The 15,428-nt window shown below is 36.8% G+C and carries 15 protein-coding genes and 5 tRNA genes; 1 reads left to right on the top strand and 19 read right to left on the bottom strand.

Going from position 1 to position 15,428, the window contains the following annotated elements; translation table 11 throughout:
- Positions 1-35 precede the first annotated feature (35 nt).
- The 18 genes from rplJ to ACO05S_RS04610 form a co-directional block, all read right to left on the bottom strand.
- Positions 36-554 (bottom strand): 50S ribosomal protein L10, encoded by a 519-nt coding sequence (gene rplJ / locus ACO05S_RS04525; RefSeq protein ID WP_421920350.1) that lies wholly within the window; start codon positions 552-554, stop codon positions 36-38.
- 29 nt (positions 555-583) lie between these two features.
- Positions 584-1,276, bottom strand: coding sequence for a 50S ribosomal protein L1 (gene rplA / locus ACO05S_RS04530; RefSeq protein ID WP_421920351.1), 693 nt, complete (start codon positions 1,274-1,276; stop codon positions 584-586).
- A gap of 20 nt (positions 1,277-1,296) precedes the next feature.
- On the bottom strand, positions 1,297-1,740 hold the full coding sequence (gene rplK / locus ACO05S_RS04535) for a 50S ribosomal protein L11 (RefSeq protein WP_421920352.1): 444 nt from the start codon (positions 1,738-1,740) through the stop codon (positions 1,297-1,299).
- A gap of 25 nt (positions 1,741-1,765) precedes the next feature.
- Positions 1,766-2,314 carry a transcription termination/antitermination protein NusG gene (gene nusG / locus ACO05S_RS04540; protein WP_171596482.1) on the bottom strand — a complete coding sequence of 183 codons (549 nt, stop codon included), beginning with the start codon at positions 2,312-2,314 and terminating at the stop codon, positions 1,766-1,768.
- A 19-nt stretch (positions 2,315-2,333) separates the two neighbouring features.
- A complete protein-coding gene (secE, locus tag ACO05S_RS04545; RefSeq protein WP_421920353.1) occupies positions 2,334-2,525 on the bottom strand; it encodes a preprotein translocase subunit SecE in 192 nt (63 codons plus the stop codon).
- 17 nt (positions 2,526-2,542) lie between these two features.
- Positions 2,543-2,615: transfer RNA gene (locus tag ACO05S_RS04550), tRNA-Trp, on the bottom strand.
- A gap of 52 nt (positions 2,616-2,667) precedes the next feature.
- Positions 2,668-3,855 carry an elongation factor Tu gene (gene tuf / locus ACO05S_RS04555; protein WP_421920354.1) on the bottom strand — a complete coding sequence of 396 codons (1,188 nt, stop codon included), beginning with the start codon at positions 3,853-3,855 and terminating at the stop codon, positions 2,668-2,670.
- A 58-nt stretch (positions 3,856-3,913) separates the two neighbouring features.
- Positions 3,914-3,985 (bottom strand) — tRNA-Thr (locus ACO05S_RS04560).
- 11 nt (positions 3,986-3,996) lie between these two features.
- Positions 3,997-4,069 (bottom strand) — tRNA-Gly (locus ACO05S_RS04565).
- Positions 4,070-4,106: 37 nt separating this feature from the next.
- Positions 4,107-4,189, bottom strand: a tRNA-Tyr gene (locus ACO05S_RS04570).
- Between the two features lie 17 nt (positions 4,190-4,206).
- Positions 4,207-4,280 (bottom strand) — tRNA-Thr (locus ACO05S_RS04575).
- A gap of 105 nt (positions 4,281-4,385) precedes the next feature.
- A complete protein-coding gene (locus tag ACO05S_RS04580; RefSeq protein ID WP_421920355.1) occupies positions 4,386-4,682 on the bottom strand; it encodes an HPF/RaiA family ribosome-associated protein in 297 nt (98 codons plus the stop codon).
- A gap of 18 nt (positions 4,683-4,700) precedes the next feature.
- A complete protein-coding gene (locus ACO05S_RS04585; protein WP_421920356.1) occupies positions 4,701-5,579 on the bottom strand; it encodes a tyrosine-type recombinase/integrase in 879 nt (292 codons plus the stop codon).
- Between the two features lie 75 nt (positions 5,580-5,654).
- Positions 5,655-5,846, bottom strand: coding sequence for a 30S ribosomal protein S21 (gene rpsU / locus ACO05S_RS04590; protein ID WP_421920357.1), 192 nt, complete (start codon positions 5,844-5,846; stop codon positions 5,655-5,657).
- A 190-nt stretch (positions 5,847-6,036) separates the two neighbouring features.
- Positions 6,037-7,110 (bottom strand): helix-hairpin-helix domain-containing protein, encoded by a 1,074-nt coding sequence (locus ACO05S_RS04595; RefSeq protein ID WP_421920358.1) that lies wholly within the window; start codon positions 7,108-7,110, stop codon positions 6,037-6,039.
- Between the two features lie 55 nt (positions 7,111-7,165).
- On the bottom strand, positions 7,166-8,524 hold the full coding sequence (locus ACO05S_RS04600) for a sodium-dependent transporter (RefSeq protein WP_421920359.1): 1,359 nt from the start codon (positions 8,522-8,524) through the stop codon (positions 7,166-7,168).
- A 159-nt stretch (positions 8,525-8,683) separates the two neighbouring features.
- Entirely contained in the window at positions 8,684-9,760 is a 1,077-nt protein-coding gene (gene fbaA / locus ACO05S_RS04605) for a class II fructose-bisphosphate aldolase (RefSeq protein WP_421920360.1), read from the bottom strand.
- A 264-nt stretch (positions 9,761-10,024) separates the two neighbouring features.
- A complete protein-coding gene (locus tag ACO05S_RS04610) occupies positions 10,025-12,415 on the bottom strand; it encodes a BamA/TamA family outer membrane protein (RefSeq protein WP_421920361.1) in 2,391 nt (796 codons plus the stop codon).
- 153 nt (positions 12,416-12,568) lie between these two features.
- Between ACO05S_RS04610 and ACO05S_RS04615 the strand changes: the two genes are divergently transcribed.
- Positions 12,569-13,339 (top strand): TrmH family RNA methyltransferase, encoded by a 771-nt coding sequence (locus tag ACO05S_RS04615; RefSeq protein WP_421920362.1) that lies wholly within the window; start codon positions 12,569-12,571, stop codon positions 13,337-13,339.
- 283 nt (positions 13,340-13,622) lie between these two features.
- Here the strand turns inward: ACO05S_RS04615 and ACO05S_RS04620 are convergent, their stop codons facing one another.
- Positions 13,623-15,194 (bottom strand): NAD(P)/FAD-dependent oxidoreductase, encoded by a 1,572-nt coding sequence (locus ACO05S_RS04620; protein WP_421920363.1) that lies wholly within the window; start codon positions 15,192-15,194, stop codon positions 13,623-13,625.
- Positions 15,195-15,428: the final 234 nt, after the last annotated feature.

The following is a 15,428-nucleotide window of genomic DNA, read 5'->3' on the forward strand; positions in this document are numbered from 1 at the left end:
CCTTCAGTTTTTAAAATTTAATTACTCTAAATATATTACTCTTTTTCTGAAAGTGTTTTCACAACACCAGCTAGGATATTCTTTCCTGATTCCAAAGAAGACACAACATTCTTGATTGGTGATTGAAGCAATGCAATGATATCTCCAATCAGTTCTTCTTTAGATTTAATGGTAGTAAGAGCTTCAAGCTCATTATCACCAATATAAAGCGATTCTTCAACGTAAGCCGCTTTCAGGATAGGTTTATCATGTTCCTTACGGAACTCTTTGATAAGCTTCGCAGGAAGGTTACCAGTTTCTGTAAGCATAAGGGAAGTAGCTCCCTTAAGTACATTACCCAGTCCTTCAAACTCACCTTCTGCCTTTTCTAAAGCGATTCTAAGAAGGCTGTTTTTTACAACAACCAACTTAATCTCCTTTTCAAAACATGCTCTACGAAGTGCTGAAGTATCTTCAGCATTCATTTCTGAGATGTCAGTAAGATAGAAGTGGTTTGACGCATTAATCTCTTCCGTCAAGCTATCAATAATCTGAATTTTTTGTTCCTTTTTCATGATTACTAAGATCTTGATTAAATTTTTAATTAGTCAAGTGTTCTTGGATCAATTTGGATTCCAAGACTCATTGTGCTTGACAGGTAAACACTCTTGATATAAGTTCCTTTTGCTGCAGATGGCTTCAATTTATTGATAATGCCAACAAATTCTTTAGCGTTATCCATGATTTTATCTGCCTCGAAAGACACTTTACCAATTGATGAGTGAATGATACCGTACTTATCGACCTTAAAATCAATCTTACCAGCTTTCACTTCAGCAACTGCTTTAGCGATATCCATTGTTACTGTACCAGACTTAGGGTTTGGCATTAAACCACGTGGCCCTAAAACTCGTCCAAGTGCACCAACTTTCGCCATTACAGTAGGCATGGTGATGATTACGTCAACGTCAGTCCAACCTCCTTTGATTTTGGCAACATAGTCGTCAAGGCCAACGAAGTCAGCACCTGCAGCTTTTGCCTCTTCTTCCTTATCGGGAGTACAAAGAACCAAAACACGAACTTGTTTACCAGTACCGTGAGGAAGTGTAACAACACCACGTACCATTTGATTAGCTTTTCTCGGGTCAACTCCTAAGCGAACATCCATATCCACTGAGGCATCAAATTTGGTTGATGTAATCTCCTTAACCAATTTAGCTGCTTCGTCGATAGAATATAGCTTATCAGTATCCACTTTTTCTGAAGCTAACTTTCTATTTTTCGTTAGTTTACCCATTTTAATTGCAGTGTTTAAAATTATTGATTAAGAGGATTATCACCAGTAATTGTGACACCCATACTTCTTGCCGTACCAGCTACCATACTCATGGCACTTTCTACTTTAAAAGCATTCAAATCTTTCATTTTCCCCTCTGCGATCTCACGAACTTGATCCCAAGTAATTGAACCCACCTTCTTACGGTTAGATTCAGGAGAACCTGATTTTAATTTTGCAGCCTCTAAAATTTGTACAGCAACAGGAGGAGTTTTTGTAATAAATTCAAAAGAACTATCAGAATAAACGGTAATCACAACCGGAATTACTTTTCCGGCCTGATCTTGAGTTCTTGCATTGAATTGCTTACAAAAATCCATGATATTAACCCCTTTAGCACCCAACGCAGGTCCTACCGGGGGTGAAGGATTTGCAGCACCACCTTTGATCTGCAATTTGATTAATCCTGCAACTTCTTTAGCCATAGCTTTATTTTTCTAAAGGATTTAATTATTCTTTTTCTACCTGCATGAAACTTAATTCAAGAGGGGTCTTACGTCCGAAGATTTTAACCATTACTTTCAGTTTTTTCTTCTCAGCATTTACCTCTTCAATCACACCGGTAAAACCATTAAATGGTCCATCAGTCACTTTAACCATTTCGCCAACATAGTAAGGAATATTAATTTCCTCATCTTTGCCAGCCAGTTCATCGACTTTACCCAATATGCGGTTTACTTCTGACATACGCATAGGAGTAGGATCGCCGCCCTTGGTATCCCCCAGGAAGCCAATCACATTCGTAATATTACGAAGGATGTGAGGAATTTCTCCAACGAGTGCTGCTTCGATCAGAACATAGCCAGGCAAAAAAATTCTTTCCTTGCTAATCTTCTTCCCGTTTCGCACCTGAAACACTTTTTCGGTAGGAATGAGAACCTGTGACACATATTCCGTTAGACCTAGATTGGAAATTTCGCTATCAATATATTCTTTGACTTTCTTTTCTTTTCCTCCTACAGTCCTCAGAACATACCATTTTCTTTCAATTTCAGCCATCTTTTTCTAAAAGGAATTATTAGTGTAACATATCATATATAAAATCCATCAAATTCTTAAACCCCATATCCATAACGAATATCACAATCGCAATAATAGTGGAAGCAATCATAACTACAATTGCACTGCTTTGGAGTTCAGACCATGATGGCCAAGATACTTTTTGAACTAGTTCTTTATAAACTTCTTCAATATAGATTTTTAGTTTCATAAGGCAAATTGTCTTTGCACGGGAGGAGAGACTCGAACTCCCGACACCTGGTTTTGGAGACCAGTGCTCTACCAACTGAGCTACACCCGTCTAAATAAAGATTGATCCGAATTCACGGATCAATCTTAATATTTTGCACTAATTAGTCGATAATTTCAGTAATCTGACCAGCACCTACAGTTCTACCACCTTCACGGATAGCGAAACGCAGACCTAAATCACATGCTACTGGAGTGATCAACTCAACATTAATCGTTACGTTATCACCAGGCATTACCATTTCAACTCCTTCCGGAAGAGTAATCTCACCGGTTACATCAAGAGTTCTGATATAAAATTGAGGACGGTATTTATTATGGAATGGAGTGTGACGTCCACCTTCTTCTTTTTTCAATACGTAAACCTCAGCTTTAATCTTAGTGTGAGGAGTAATTGTATTAGGGTGACAAATAACCATACCACGTTTAATAGCAGCTTTGTCAATACCTCTCAACAATAAACCTACGTTATCACCAGCCTGACCTTCGTCCAAAATCTTACGAAACATCTCAACACCAGTAATTACAGACTTCATTCCTTCAGCACCTAGACCAATAATCTGTACTTCTTCACCAGTTTTTACAATACCAGTTTCGATACGACCAGTAGCAACAGTACCACGACCAGTAATTGAGAATACATCCTCAACTGGCATCAAGAAAGCCTTATCTACATCACGTGGAGGAAGTGGAATCCAAGTATCAACCGCTTCCATCAACTCCATAATTTTATCTTCCCACTCAGCTTCACCGTTTAATCCTCCTAGAGCAGAACCAGCGATAATAGGAGTATTGTCACCGTCGAATTCATAGAAATCCAACAATTCACGAACTTCCATCTCCACCAACTCAAGCATCTCTGCATCATCAACCATGTCAACTTTATTCAAGAAAACAACGATCTTAGGTACATTTACCTGACGAGCCAATAGGATGTGCTCACGAGTTTGAGGCATAGGACCATCAGTTGCAGCACAAACCAAAATAGCACCATCCATCTGAGCAGCACCAGTTACCATGTTCTTCACGTAATCCGCGTGACCTGGACAGTCAACGTGAGCGTAGTGACGGTTAGCAGTTTGGTATTCTACGTGAGCAGTATTAATCGTAATACCTCTCTCCTTCTCTTCAGGAGCGTTATCGATAGAATCGAATGATTTCACTTCGGACAAACCTTTTTTTGCTAATACAGTTGTAATAGCGGCAGTCAAAGTAGTTTTACCGTGGTCTACGTGACCAATGGTACCAATATTTACGTGTGGTTTTGACCTGTCAAAATGTTCTTTAGCCATAACTCCAAATATTAATTAATATTAGACAACAATTAAAAACAATATTTTAAATTTCTTGAGCCATTGACGAGATTTGAACTCGTGACCTCTTCCTTACCAAGGAAGCGCTCTACCCCTGAGCTACAACGGCAAACGTATTTGAGCGGGAAACGGGACTCAAACCCGCGACCCTCAGCTTGGAAGGCTGATGCTCTATCAACTGAGCTATTCCCGCAAAAAAAGAAACAAAAATGTTTCTTTTCGTTTACCAGTGGGGAGAGCAGGATTCGAACCTACGAAGACGAAAGTCAGCGGAGTTACAGTCCGCCCCAGTTGGCCACTTTGGTATCTCCCCAATATGTAATAATTTAGAGCCGATGGAGGGACTCGAACCCACGACCTGCTGATTACAAATCAGCTGCTCTAGCCAGCTGAGCTACATCGGCAAAAAATGCAAACCATCTATTTAACAGGCATATTTTCCCTGAAAATGGTTTGCAAATGTAAAAATATTTTAAATTTATCACAAAATAATCAAGTGTTTTTTACAATTATTTTGCCCTTAGTTTTTCTTTGCGTTTTACCACCTGCTTTCTCAATGCATCAGCAGCTATATCCGCAGCCTCTTCAAATGTCTTACTTTGCTTTTTAGCAAAGACATTCGCTCCTTTAATATCAAGGCTGATTTCCACTACCTTATTTTCAGTAATATCCGACTTTTCAACCCGGAGAAAAACTTCAGCCCCTGCAATATCGCCATTGAGCTTCATTATTTTTCCAAGCTTATTCTCAATGAAATTTTCCAATTTCACATCAGCAACAAAACCAATTGATTGAATGTTAATCATGCTTTAATCCTCCCAAATTTATGCTCGCGGATGAGCTTGTTTATATATATTATTTAAACGCTCAAAAGTAGTATGAGTATAAATCTGTGTTGCCGATAAATTCGAATGCCCTAACAATTCCTTCACTGCATTCAACTCTGCTCCGTTATTCAAAAGATGAGTTGCAAATGTGTGTCTTAGAATATGCGGGCTTCGCTTGCTCATTGTTGTGATCTTCGACAAATGTTTAGTGACGATTCGATACAACAACTTTTCGTAAACAGGCACCCCCTTTTTGGTTACAAAAAGAAAACCATCCAATTTACCAAAAGTTTTGTCCCTAACCACCAGATACAAATCCAGAAGCTTCAACAAACTTTCACTTAAAGGAATGATTCTTTCTTTATTTCTTTTTCCTAAAACTTTAACTAAAGATGCAGATCGATCAACATTTGCTTCTTTTAGATTCATCAACTCCGACAATCTCATGCCAGTTTGATAGAACATCTCAACCACTAATTGATCGCGAACACCTTCAAATCCCTCTCCAAAATCAAGCTCTCTTAAAACCTGCATTGCGTGCTCCGCAACAAAACCAGGTAATTTTTTCCCTTGCTTAGGCCCAACGACTCTATCCATCGGATTCGAATCAATCACTGATTCTCTAAGTAAGTATTTAAAAAATGATTTTAAAGTGGATAATTTCCTATTTACGGTTCGTGAAGTCTTACCTTCATTCATTAAAAAAACGATCCATCTTCGCACATCTTTAAAAGTTATATCTTCTATTTGAATATCTTCAGAACCTGAATAAAATTCAAAAAATTGCGTTAAATCGCAATCGTAAGACAAAACTGTATGTGCAGAATATCGTTTTTCGTATTGTAAATAAGACAGAAAAGATTCCTTAAAACTCATACATCCGGGATATTTATCCAACAGGATTTCCCAAGATACAAAAAATTAAGACATCAAGGAATTAATCCCAAAAAATCAATCTTCAGCTTGCTGTAATTGCTGAACGTAGATCGCGTGTAATTTTTCTTCCCTTCTCTTTACAGATGGTTTTTTATAAACCTGTCTTCCTCTAAGCTCTTTAATTACACCAGTCTTTTCAAATTTTCTTTTGAATTTTTTTAAGGCTCTTTCAATGTTTTCGCCTTCTTTCATAGGAATAACAATCATAATTTTCTCCTTTAATATTTATGTTTTTCTAAGTGAGCCGCAAATTTATTAATTCAATCAGTATAATTCAAATTTATTTTGAAAAAAGTATCCAAAATATCTACATTCTAATATTTTAGACCCATTTTCAGAAATATGAAATTAAGGACAAATAGTCAAGCTTCTCCATAGAATTCAAAGTTCGAAACTATTAAATACTTAAATAAGCTTCGACTTTTTGAAATACACTATCAACTAAAAGATGCTTTGCCTTTAAATCTTGAACAGATTGAAATCTCCCGAGTCTTTCACGATATTTTACGATATCCGAGGACACTCTATTATTAATATATGGGTGCTTGCTTAGCGTTTTTGCATCACACTTGTTAATTGAAATTTTCCGCAATGATTCTATTGATGTATAAATAAGATTCTCTATTCCCAGATAAGTTTCGTTTGACAAACCATACACCTCTAGCAATTGACGCTTATTACTATAGCCACCTAGCAATTTTCTATATTTTACAATTCTGTGAGATAAAGTTTCTCCAATTCCTGGTAGTGATTTTAAGGTGATTGCATCAGCCAGATTTAAATCAATTAATTCCTCCCTTTTATCCTTATCCTCCCCTTTTATCCTTACATATGGTTTTAGTATCATCAACAACACCGTATCGAATCCATAAATCTTACCCAGATCATCAACAGTTTTAAATTTTGCTCCAGTAGACAAATAATTACGAATGCGATTTGCAATCACATCATCAACACCTAATTTCTTCCATTTTGATTTGGATATTGTATTTGGGTCAAAGCAGAAAAGATCATTCGCTGCTTTCTTTCTTGCAGCCTTATTACTCTTCTTTGCTTGTAATGCAATTGGGATATTGATATGCTCTTTCAATCTGTTGTAATCATTATCATCAATACCATATATTTTTTTAAAATCTGACTTTGACTTAAACACCCCTCCATTTTTTCTATATTTAATAATGTTATTAATTTGAAACTTTGTCAATCCCAATCTAGTTAAAATAGCAAGTGAAGCTGTGTTTGGATCGAATGAGAATAGAACCACCTCCTTCTTTCCATCCTTCTTATTCAAAACCGTAAGCAGACTATCAATGCGTTTATTTTTATTTGCAACAGTTAATTCTTCCGTTTTAGGCGAATAAACTTTAGGCAATATCAATACAATCATTAGTATGATTACCAACAATAACAATCCTTTTCTTTCCGAAGCCGAATAGGAAAAATACTCTCTTATGACTTTTTTTAATGACATATAAGAAAGTGCCAATTAACAACAACGCCTACCAATACTAACAAAAAGATTAATCTTATCCAAGTCTTATGAATCCAATTCCATTTAAGAATACGGCTGCAATAGCAAATGGAGCTAGCCACTTAATTATAAAAAAGAATATTTTAAAGTATGTCACTTTTAAGGAATTTTGATTTGACAACTCTTCGCGTACTTTTAATTTCTTTAATTTCCATGCAACAAAAATAACAATTAACAATGCACCCAAAGGCAACAAAACGTTGGCTGCCGTATATTCCATAATCTCAAAAACAGACTGTCCTAAAATACTAATTTTGGATAATTTACCAAATGACAGTGTTGCAAAAACTCCTAATACAGAAATAGAAAAAGCACCAATTACTGTTGCCTTTTTTCTTGATATTTTTAGTTCTTCGGAAAAGTAAGCTACTACAACCTCCAAAACCGAAATGGTTGAAGTTAAAGCTGCAACAGCTAACAAAAAGAAGAATAAAATTGAGAAAAAGTATCCTCCGGGCATTTCGAGGAATAATTTTGGCAATACTTCAAAAACCAAGCCTGCCCCCGAATCGGGCTGAAAACCCAATGCAAATACAGCAGGGAATATCATCACCCCTGATAGCATTGCTATCAAAGTATCGGCTATAGTAACCTGTACAGATGTTTTTCCAAGGTTATTTTGCTTTCCTATATATGAACCATAGGTAATTAATGCACCCATACCAATACTTAGTGAAAAGGCAGCTTGTCCTAATGCTTCAAGTACTACTCCTACAGATATTTTTGAGAAATCAGGTTTAAATAAAAAATCAAGTCCTTCAGAAGCTCCTGGCAAAGATAAAGAACGTCCACACATGGCTAGTATAAGAAAAAACAACAAGGGCATCAGAATTTTAGCATATTTTTCAATCCCATTTTTAACTCCTGAGAACACTATCCATGCCGTAAGCAGCATAAAAATCATTTGCCACATTAAAGGACGGAAAGTTCCTTGCTTAAAGGTGTCGAACATGGCTTTAGTATCCCCGTGTGAAAAACCATTACTGATGGCTTGGTACAAATATTCTAATGTCCAACCTGAAATGGTAGAATAAAATGCCAAAATTAAGAATGCTGCCACAACTCCCATAAGTCCTACTACCGACCACATAGATCCTGGTGCAAGTTTACGAAACGATCCAAATGCATTTCTTTGCGCCTTTCGACCAATCAACAACTCTGATAACATTACAGGCAATCCGATAGCAATAATAAAAGCCAAATATATTAAAAGGAATGCTCCGCCACCATTTTCTCCTGCTACATAGGGAAAACGCCAAATGTTACCAAGACCCACTGCTGAACCAGCTGCTGCTGCAATTACACCAAACTTGCTCGAAAAAGTATCGCGTCCGGAAGGATTACTAATAGACATGTTTTAAGTTTTTAGATTAATTATTTACAAATAGGGCAAGTTCAAATTTGCAAAATATTAGTTCTAATTCCTAAGTGTCGGCAATTTTTATAATCACATCAAACAACAAAAGCCCGGATGAAACATCCAGGCTTCTGAAAAATATATTTTTTTTAAGAACTAGTTACGTCCTACAGCATTAAGATCCTCAAAAGCCATAACTAAACGATCTTTCATCGAAACCTCAGCTTCGCGTAACCATTTTCTTGGATCGTAGTATTTCTTATTTGGTTTGTCCTCACCATCAGGATTTCCTATTTGAGCTTGCAGGTAATCATGATTGGATACGTCGAATTCACGAATACCATTCCAGAATGCCCATTGCGTATCTGTATCGATATTCATTTTGATTACACCATAAGAAATTGCTTCACGAATTTCTTCTAAAGAAGAACCTGATCCACCATGGAAAACAAAATCAACAGTGTTATCAGCCAAAGCATATTTCTCCGAAATAAATTTCTGTGAGTTATCAAGAATTTTTGGAGTTAACACAACATTACCAGGTTTGTAAACACCGTGTACATTACCAAATGAAGCAGCAATTGTAAAATGTGAAGAAACTTTAGAAAGTGCTTCGTAAGCCATGGCTACATCTTCTGGCTGAGTATACAATAGTGCATTGTCCATATCTGTATTGTCAACACCATCTTCTTCACCACCAGTACAACCCAATTCAATTTCGATGGTCATACCAATTTGGTTCATTCTTTCGAAATATTTCACACAAGTTCCGATGTTTTCTTCAAGAGTTTCTTCTGACAAATCCAACATGTGTGAACTAAATAAAGGCTTGCCTTTTTGAGCAAAATATTCTTCACCAGCAGTCAACAAACCGTCGATCCAAGGCAATAATTTCTTTGCTGCATGATCTGTATGCAATATTACAGGAATACCATAGTGCTCAGCTACAGTATGAACATATTTAGCTCCAGCTATAGCTCCAATAATTGCAGCGCTTTGTCCTTCTGCCTTAATACCTTTACCTGCAAAAAAAGATGCTCCACCATTCGAGAACTGAATGATAATCGGAGAATTTACCTGAGCAGCAGCTTCTAATGCAGCATTAATTGAGTTAGTTCCAACTACGTTTACAGCTGGGATTGCAAAACCCTCTTCCTTAGCAACCTGAAATAATTTTTGCACATTATCACCGGTTACCACTCCCGGTTTAACAACATCTAATACTCGTTTCATAATAATATAATTTATCGGATAGTTCTTATAAAATTGTCTGGAAAGTAAATTTTACCACGAAGTTAAAAAGAAATAATATATTTTGCACCGTTTTAGAGATAAGAAAACTGTGCAAACGAATGCAATTGAATATTTTGAAAGAATGTAAATAAAGGATCTTTTCTGTTTATAATTTCGTTGCATTTGTTAGGTGTAAGTCACAAGATCAAAACAACCATTACAGTATATGTTTAATTCACGCTCTTTCCCTCACAATAAATCAGTTTAAAATGGATATCCAATACCAATATTGAAAGTTAACTGATTGAATTTAAAAGGACGCTTGGTAATGATCCAGCGTTCACTGCCAGTTCTAGCAGGATCTCTTAGCTTTAAACCCAAATCGATACGAAAAAGAATAAAGTTTAAATCAACCCGAGTACCAAAGCCTGTGCCAATAGCAAGTTCTCTGTAAAAATCCTTAAACTGAAACTCAGCTCCTTCACGATCATCTTTTCCAGAGATTGCCCAAATGTTTCCTGTATCCAAAAACAAAGCACCTTCCAAAGCCCAGAATAGCTTAAAACGATATTCCAGATTGGCTTCAATCTTAAGGTCGGCCGTATTGTTTGGATAGGTGGCTCCCTCGTCGACATATGAACCCGGACCTAAAGAACGTACCTGCCATGCCCTGATACCATTTGCTCCTCCCGAAAAGTAACTCTTTTCGAAAGGCAGTACCTTTAGATTTCCGTATGGATATCCTATGCCAAAGAAAACACGATACACCATATTGTTCGCACGGTTAATGTAATGATTAAACCTGTATTCAATATCTCCTTTTACATACTGAGCATATCTAATCCCCAGAAAATCGTGATAAGTACCTTCAAGCTTACCATTTGAATCATAATCGTTTCTTTTTGATCTTCCAATAATATTGTCGATGGTTTTTAAGGTGTTTCCTGCAACTTCAGCACTCAATCTTAGGTAATTGTAGCTGCGGGGAATGTTAATATTCTGATCGTTATAGGTGACCGAATATCTGGTTGTTGCAATAACGTGATCGGTAAATGAGTTTTGTATGTATAAATTATCAATAGCACCCAAAAAATCATCACTTAAATCTCGTACATCAACAAAATTTAGCTCAATCAAATTGAATGTATGGCGCAAATATTTAGACGACTTCCAGAAGTAACCAAAACTTGCATCAGCAATTGTTCGGGTATAATCAGGACGTTTTTGAAAATTATAAGAAAGCGAGAAAACCGTTCTGGGATTGTATGACTTTCTAAATTTTTCCGCATCAAAAAACGGCAATAGAAACTTTGGAATACTCAATTTTGAAACCACACCATATTCGGTAGAACTAAAATTGGTTTGTTCATCTGATTTTACATTTTCGCGAGCTGTAGACAATTGCACATCAAGAACCTCGGCTCCTCCAAATAGATTTTTGTGTTGATAATTTAAATTCCCTGCAAATCCGATATTACCAGATGAGTTGGTTCCTTCCAGTTCGAAAGAATAATACTGCAAATTATGGGGGCTAAGCTGGATAATACAGTTTAAACTCCCGAATTCACCACTTGCACTTTCCAGATCCTCATCGAATCTTATATTCAGAAATTTAAACTGATTTAACTGCTGCAGCCTGCTATATGACTGCTCAACGGAAGTAAGCTTGTATAGAGCTCCTTTTTTAATCAATATGGATGACAAGATTACATCCGGCTTTATCTTAAGTTTTTTTTGATATATAAACTCAACATTTTTATGCACCAAGGTATCCAAGTCAGCAAGATAAGTTGAGTCGTTCATCAACATTAATTTGGGATCGTATTCTGTAAAGACTTTCACTTTATTGATACGATATTTTTTGACAGCCTTCTTATTTTGCGGAGCTTTGAGTCCAACAAAAATATCCATTTGATGGTTCTTTTTCGTACTATCCATCATGAAATGAATGTACTCTCGCGAAAAATTGTAGTAACCTTTATTCTTCAACATTTTAAAGATTCTCATTCTCTCTTCGCTTAAAACATCAGAATCAACTTTATTGCCTGTTTTTATCTTCGAATCTATCCTGTCTTCGTTCAAATAGCTACGAATAAGGCTTGAATCAGACATCTCTCCATCTTTCTGCAATGGCGATAAAAAGGCATATGGCAAATCATCAAGTTGATGATACAAATCGCTATATCGATAAGGTTCGTTGGCCGTGATGTTGTAGTAAACCTTGGCTTTCTTCTTTTTATAGATTACCGAATCCTTTATCACCGCATTGTAGTAACCCTTTTTTTTCATGTAGAGTTGCAACTGTTTAACCGAACGCCTGGTCTGAAAATCTTCATAGATTATTGGCTCCTCACCAATTCTCCTAAGCCATTTATTGAATCCTTTCGACTCATTCCTTCCCGACAAATTATACAATCCGAGATGAAAACGCCACATCCCCAAAATCTTAAGATTTGATTTTTGCTTGATGTTCTTTTTTAAATCACTTACAGGAACAGATCTATCATCCGTTTTTACATTTACACGGTTTAAAAGATATTCGTTATCCCCAACATACTTGGTAGTTGAGCAAGATGAAATGCCAAGTAAGAGGATTAGAAAGAAAAGTGAAATCGGAAAATAATAACTACTTTTGTATTTTTGAAAAGCTTTCAAGAACAAATTGAATATTTATCGGTTTAAATTAAAGCAAAGATACTTATATCAATTAATAATTTGTAATGCATCTTAAAAATAAGCCGTATTGCATTTATTCTTGCACATCGCCTATCAAGACATATTGATTTGCTAATCTTTAAATCACCAGTTGTGCTGTCCAAAAATCAAATCAAACTCATCACCAGTCTGCAAAGAAAAAAATTTAGAGACACCCACCAGCTTTTTATTGCCGAAGGCGATAAATTGGTAATGGATTTGTTAGGCTCAGGAATAAAGGCTGCCTACCTGATTTATTCCAAAGATTGGCAAAATCAGTACACTATAGATGATCGGAACAGTATAGAAAGTAGGATTGAGACCGAGATTAGCCAAATCAAAAAAATCAGTAACCTTAAAACCCCAAGCCAGGTTGTAGGGGTTTTTAAAATTCCTAAACTTGATCTCAACAAAAAAGAAATAGCAAATTCCCTTTCGATTGTACTAGATGACATTCAAGATCCAGGAAACTTAGGAACCATTATTCGTATTGCCGACTGGTTCGGCATCAGTCACATATTTTGTTCGCCCAACACTGTTGACTTGTACAATCCGAAAGTAATTCAGGCAAGCATGGGGGCAATTGCACGCATTAAATTAAGCTACATCCCTTTAGATTCTTTGCTTTCGGAATATCAAAATCCTGATTTTCCGATCTACGGCACTTTTTTGGAAGGTGAAACCATTTACAATAGCAAATTGTCGGATAAAGGATTTATTGTAATGGGAAACGAAGGCAAAGGAATTTCGGATGTATTAAAAGAAATGGTATCACACAAATTGTTTATTCCCAATTTTCCTGAAAATCAGGAAACATCCGAGTCGTTAAACGTATCGGTAGCCGCAGCAATAATTTGCTCTGAGTTTAGAAGGCTGGAATTTTAGTTCTGATTGATTTGATGGCAGCCATTGGTAATATAACGTGAGTCCGACGTAAAATTCTATCCACAGAAAGTTATATTTGGGATAGATTTGCATTAAAAATTTGGAAAGAATAGCGGGCTATTTTGAGGAATTTTTAATGTGAAGATGTCGTAAAGAGAACTTTCCATTATGTGTTTGCCTGCTTTCGGCATAAATTTCCTCAAATCTTCTTGAAATATCCCGATATTCCTTCGAAAATTTGAGAAAATTTCTACTCAAAATCAGATCAAACTGTGAACGAATTTTACATCGAACTCACGTTAATATATCGATCAAAAGCTTCGGCACACTGTTCGCCATCCATAGCAGCTGAAACAATTCCACCAGCGTAGCCCGCACCTTCGCCACAGGGAAATAAGCCTTCTATTTTAGTATGCTGAAAAGATTCACGATTTCGTGGAATTCTAACGGGAGAAGATGTGCGCGATTCTACACCCAAAATCACAGCTTTATTGGTTAAGAATCCTTTCGATTTTCTGCCAAATGCCTTAAAGCCTTCCTGCAATCTAAATGCGATATGCTTTGGCAACCATTTGTGCATTTCGGAAGAAAGCACTCCCGGATGATAGGATGTTTTGGGTAAGGATTCACTCTTTCTCCCTTCCACAAAATCCAGCATTCGTTGAGCTGGTGCTGTCAGGTTTTCGCCTCCTTCTGCAAAAGATTGTGCCTCCAAGTCTTCTTGAAAATGCAATCCCGCCAAGGCACCAAATTGCTTGTATTCCAATAAATCTTCGGTTCGAACCTCCACAGCCATTCCCGAATTGGCAAATGCTGTATTTCTTCCCGAGGATGACATTCCGTTAACCACTTGCTGATTTTCGCCTGTAGCCGCAGGAACGATAACACCTCCCGGACACATGCAAAATGAGTATACCCCACGGTCTTTTACCTGTTGCACGAAACTGTAACTCGCCGCTGGCAGATACTTGCCCCTGCCATTGGGATTGTGATATTGAATCTGATCGATCAGCTCTTGCGGATGCTCAATTCTAACGCCCATAGCAAACGACTTGGCCTCGATATCGATATTCGAATCATTCAATTTACGATATACATCTCGTGCCGAATGACCTGTTGCCAAAATCACTGCCTCGGCATTCAGTACTCCCTTACTATCGGTTTTTACACCGGTAATCTTATGATTCTCAATAATAAAATCGGTAAGCTTACACGAGAAATGAACCTCGCCACCCGCTGCAATAATACTTTTTCGAATGTTCACAATTACTTTTGGCAGTACATCGGTTCCTATGTGAGGATGAGCTTCGTACAAGATTTCGTCCTGTGCTCCATGAAAATGAAGTACATTTAAAATTTTTTTAAGATTTCCCCGTTTCTTGGAACGGGTATACAATTTGCCATCAGAAAAAGTTCCTGCTCCACCTTCTCCAAACGAGTAATTCGAATCGGGATCAACACTCCTTGTTCTATGCAATTTCCCCAAATCTTTCTTACGGTCTTCAACACTTTTGCCTCTCTCCAAAACAATCGGACAATAACCCAACTCTATTAATCGAAGTGCTGCAAACAAGCCTGCAGGTCCTGCTCCCACCACAATTACTTTTTTCTGACCAGCAACTTTTGGATAATTGAAAATACGATCGCTTGCTATTGGCAATTTCTCATCTACTGCAATTCTGAATTTCATATTGATTTTGACATCTCTTCTTCGAGCATCAACCGACTTTCTTAAAATCAGCATTCCATTGATTCTACCCACTTTAATTTTTAGCCTTTGAGCCAAAATGGGCTTGTAAAAAGATTCATCAGAAGCTTGTTTGGGATTCAGAACAATATCAATATCAGTAATCATGAGTTTACTTAAAAGGTGAATGAACAAAGGTAAAAGGAAATCAAGAATCAATACCTTATTAAAAGGTAAAAAAATACAATCAGATTCTTATAATACGAGCATGATTAAAATAACGTGAGTTCGACGTAAAATTCTATCCACAGAAAGTTACATTTGCGATAGATTTGCATTATAAATTTGGAAAGAATAGCGGGCTATTTTGAGGAATTTTTAATGTGAAGATCTCGTAAAGAG

The sequence above is a fragment of the Marinifilum sp. genome, from assembly GCF_965230805.1.
Classification (GTDB): Bacteria; Bacteroidota; Bacteroidia; order Bacteroidales; family Marinifilaceae; genus Marinifilum.

Bases quoted from the DNA above. Each gene is read 5' to 3' on its own strand.
- rplJ (WP_421920350.1), bottom strand. From the start codon at position 554: ATGAAAAAGGAACAAAAAATTCAGATTATTGATAGCTTGACGGAAGAG.
- rplA (WP_421920351.1), bottom strand. From the start codon at position 1,276: ATGGGTAAACTAACGAAAAATAGAAAGTTAGCTTCAGAAAAAGTGGAT.
- rplK (WP_421920352.1), bottom strand. From the start codon at position 1,740: ATGGCTAAAGAAGTTGCAGGATTAATCAAATTGCAGATCAAAGGTGGT.
- nusG (WP_171596482.1), bottom strand. From the start codon at position 2,314: ATGGCTGAAATTGAAAGAAAATGGTATGTTCTGAGGACTGTAGGAGGA.
- secE (WP_421920353.1), bottom strand. From the start codon at position 2,525: ATGAAACTAAAAATCTATATTGAAGAAGTTTATAAAGAACTAGTTCAA.
- tuf (WP_421920354.1), bottom strand. From the start codon at position 3,855: ATGGCTAAAGAACATTTTGACAGGTCAAAACCACACGTAAATATTGGT.
- ACO05S_RS04580 (WP_421920355.1), bottom strand. From the start codon at position 4,682: ATGATTAACATTCAATCAATTGGTTTTGTTGCTGATGTGAAATTGGAA.
- ACO05S_RS04585 (WP_421920356.1), bottom strand. From the start codon at position 5,579: ATGAGTTTTAAGGAATCTTTTCTGTCTTATTTACAATACGAAAAACGA.
- rpsU (WP_421920357.1), bottom strand. From the start codon at position 5,846: ATGATTGTTATTCCTATGAAAGAAGGCGAAAACATTGAAAGAGCCTTA.
- ACO05S_RS04595 (WP_421920358.1), bottom strand. From the start codon at position 7,110: ATGTCATTAAAAAAAGTCATAAGAGAGTATTTTTCCTATTCGGCTTCG.
- ACO05S_RS04600 (WP_421920359.1), bottom strand. From the start codon at position 8,524: ATGTCTATTAGTAATCCTTCCGGACGCGATACTTTTTCGAGCAAGTTT.
- fbaA (WP_421920360.1), bottom strand. From the start codon at position 9,760: ATGAAACGAGTATTAGATGTTGTTAAACCGGGAGTGGTAACCGGTGAT.
- ACO05S_RS04620 (WP_421920363.1), bottom strand. From the start codon at position 15,194: ATGATTACTGATATTGATATTGTTCTGAATCCCAAACAAGCTTCTGAT.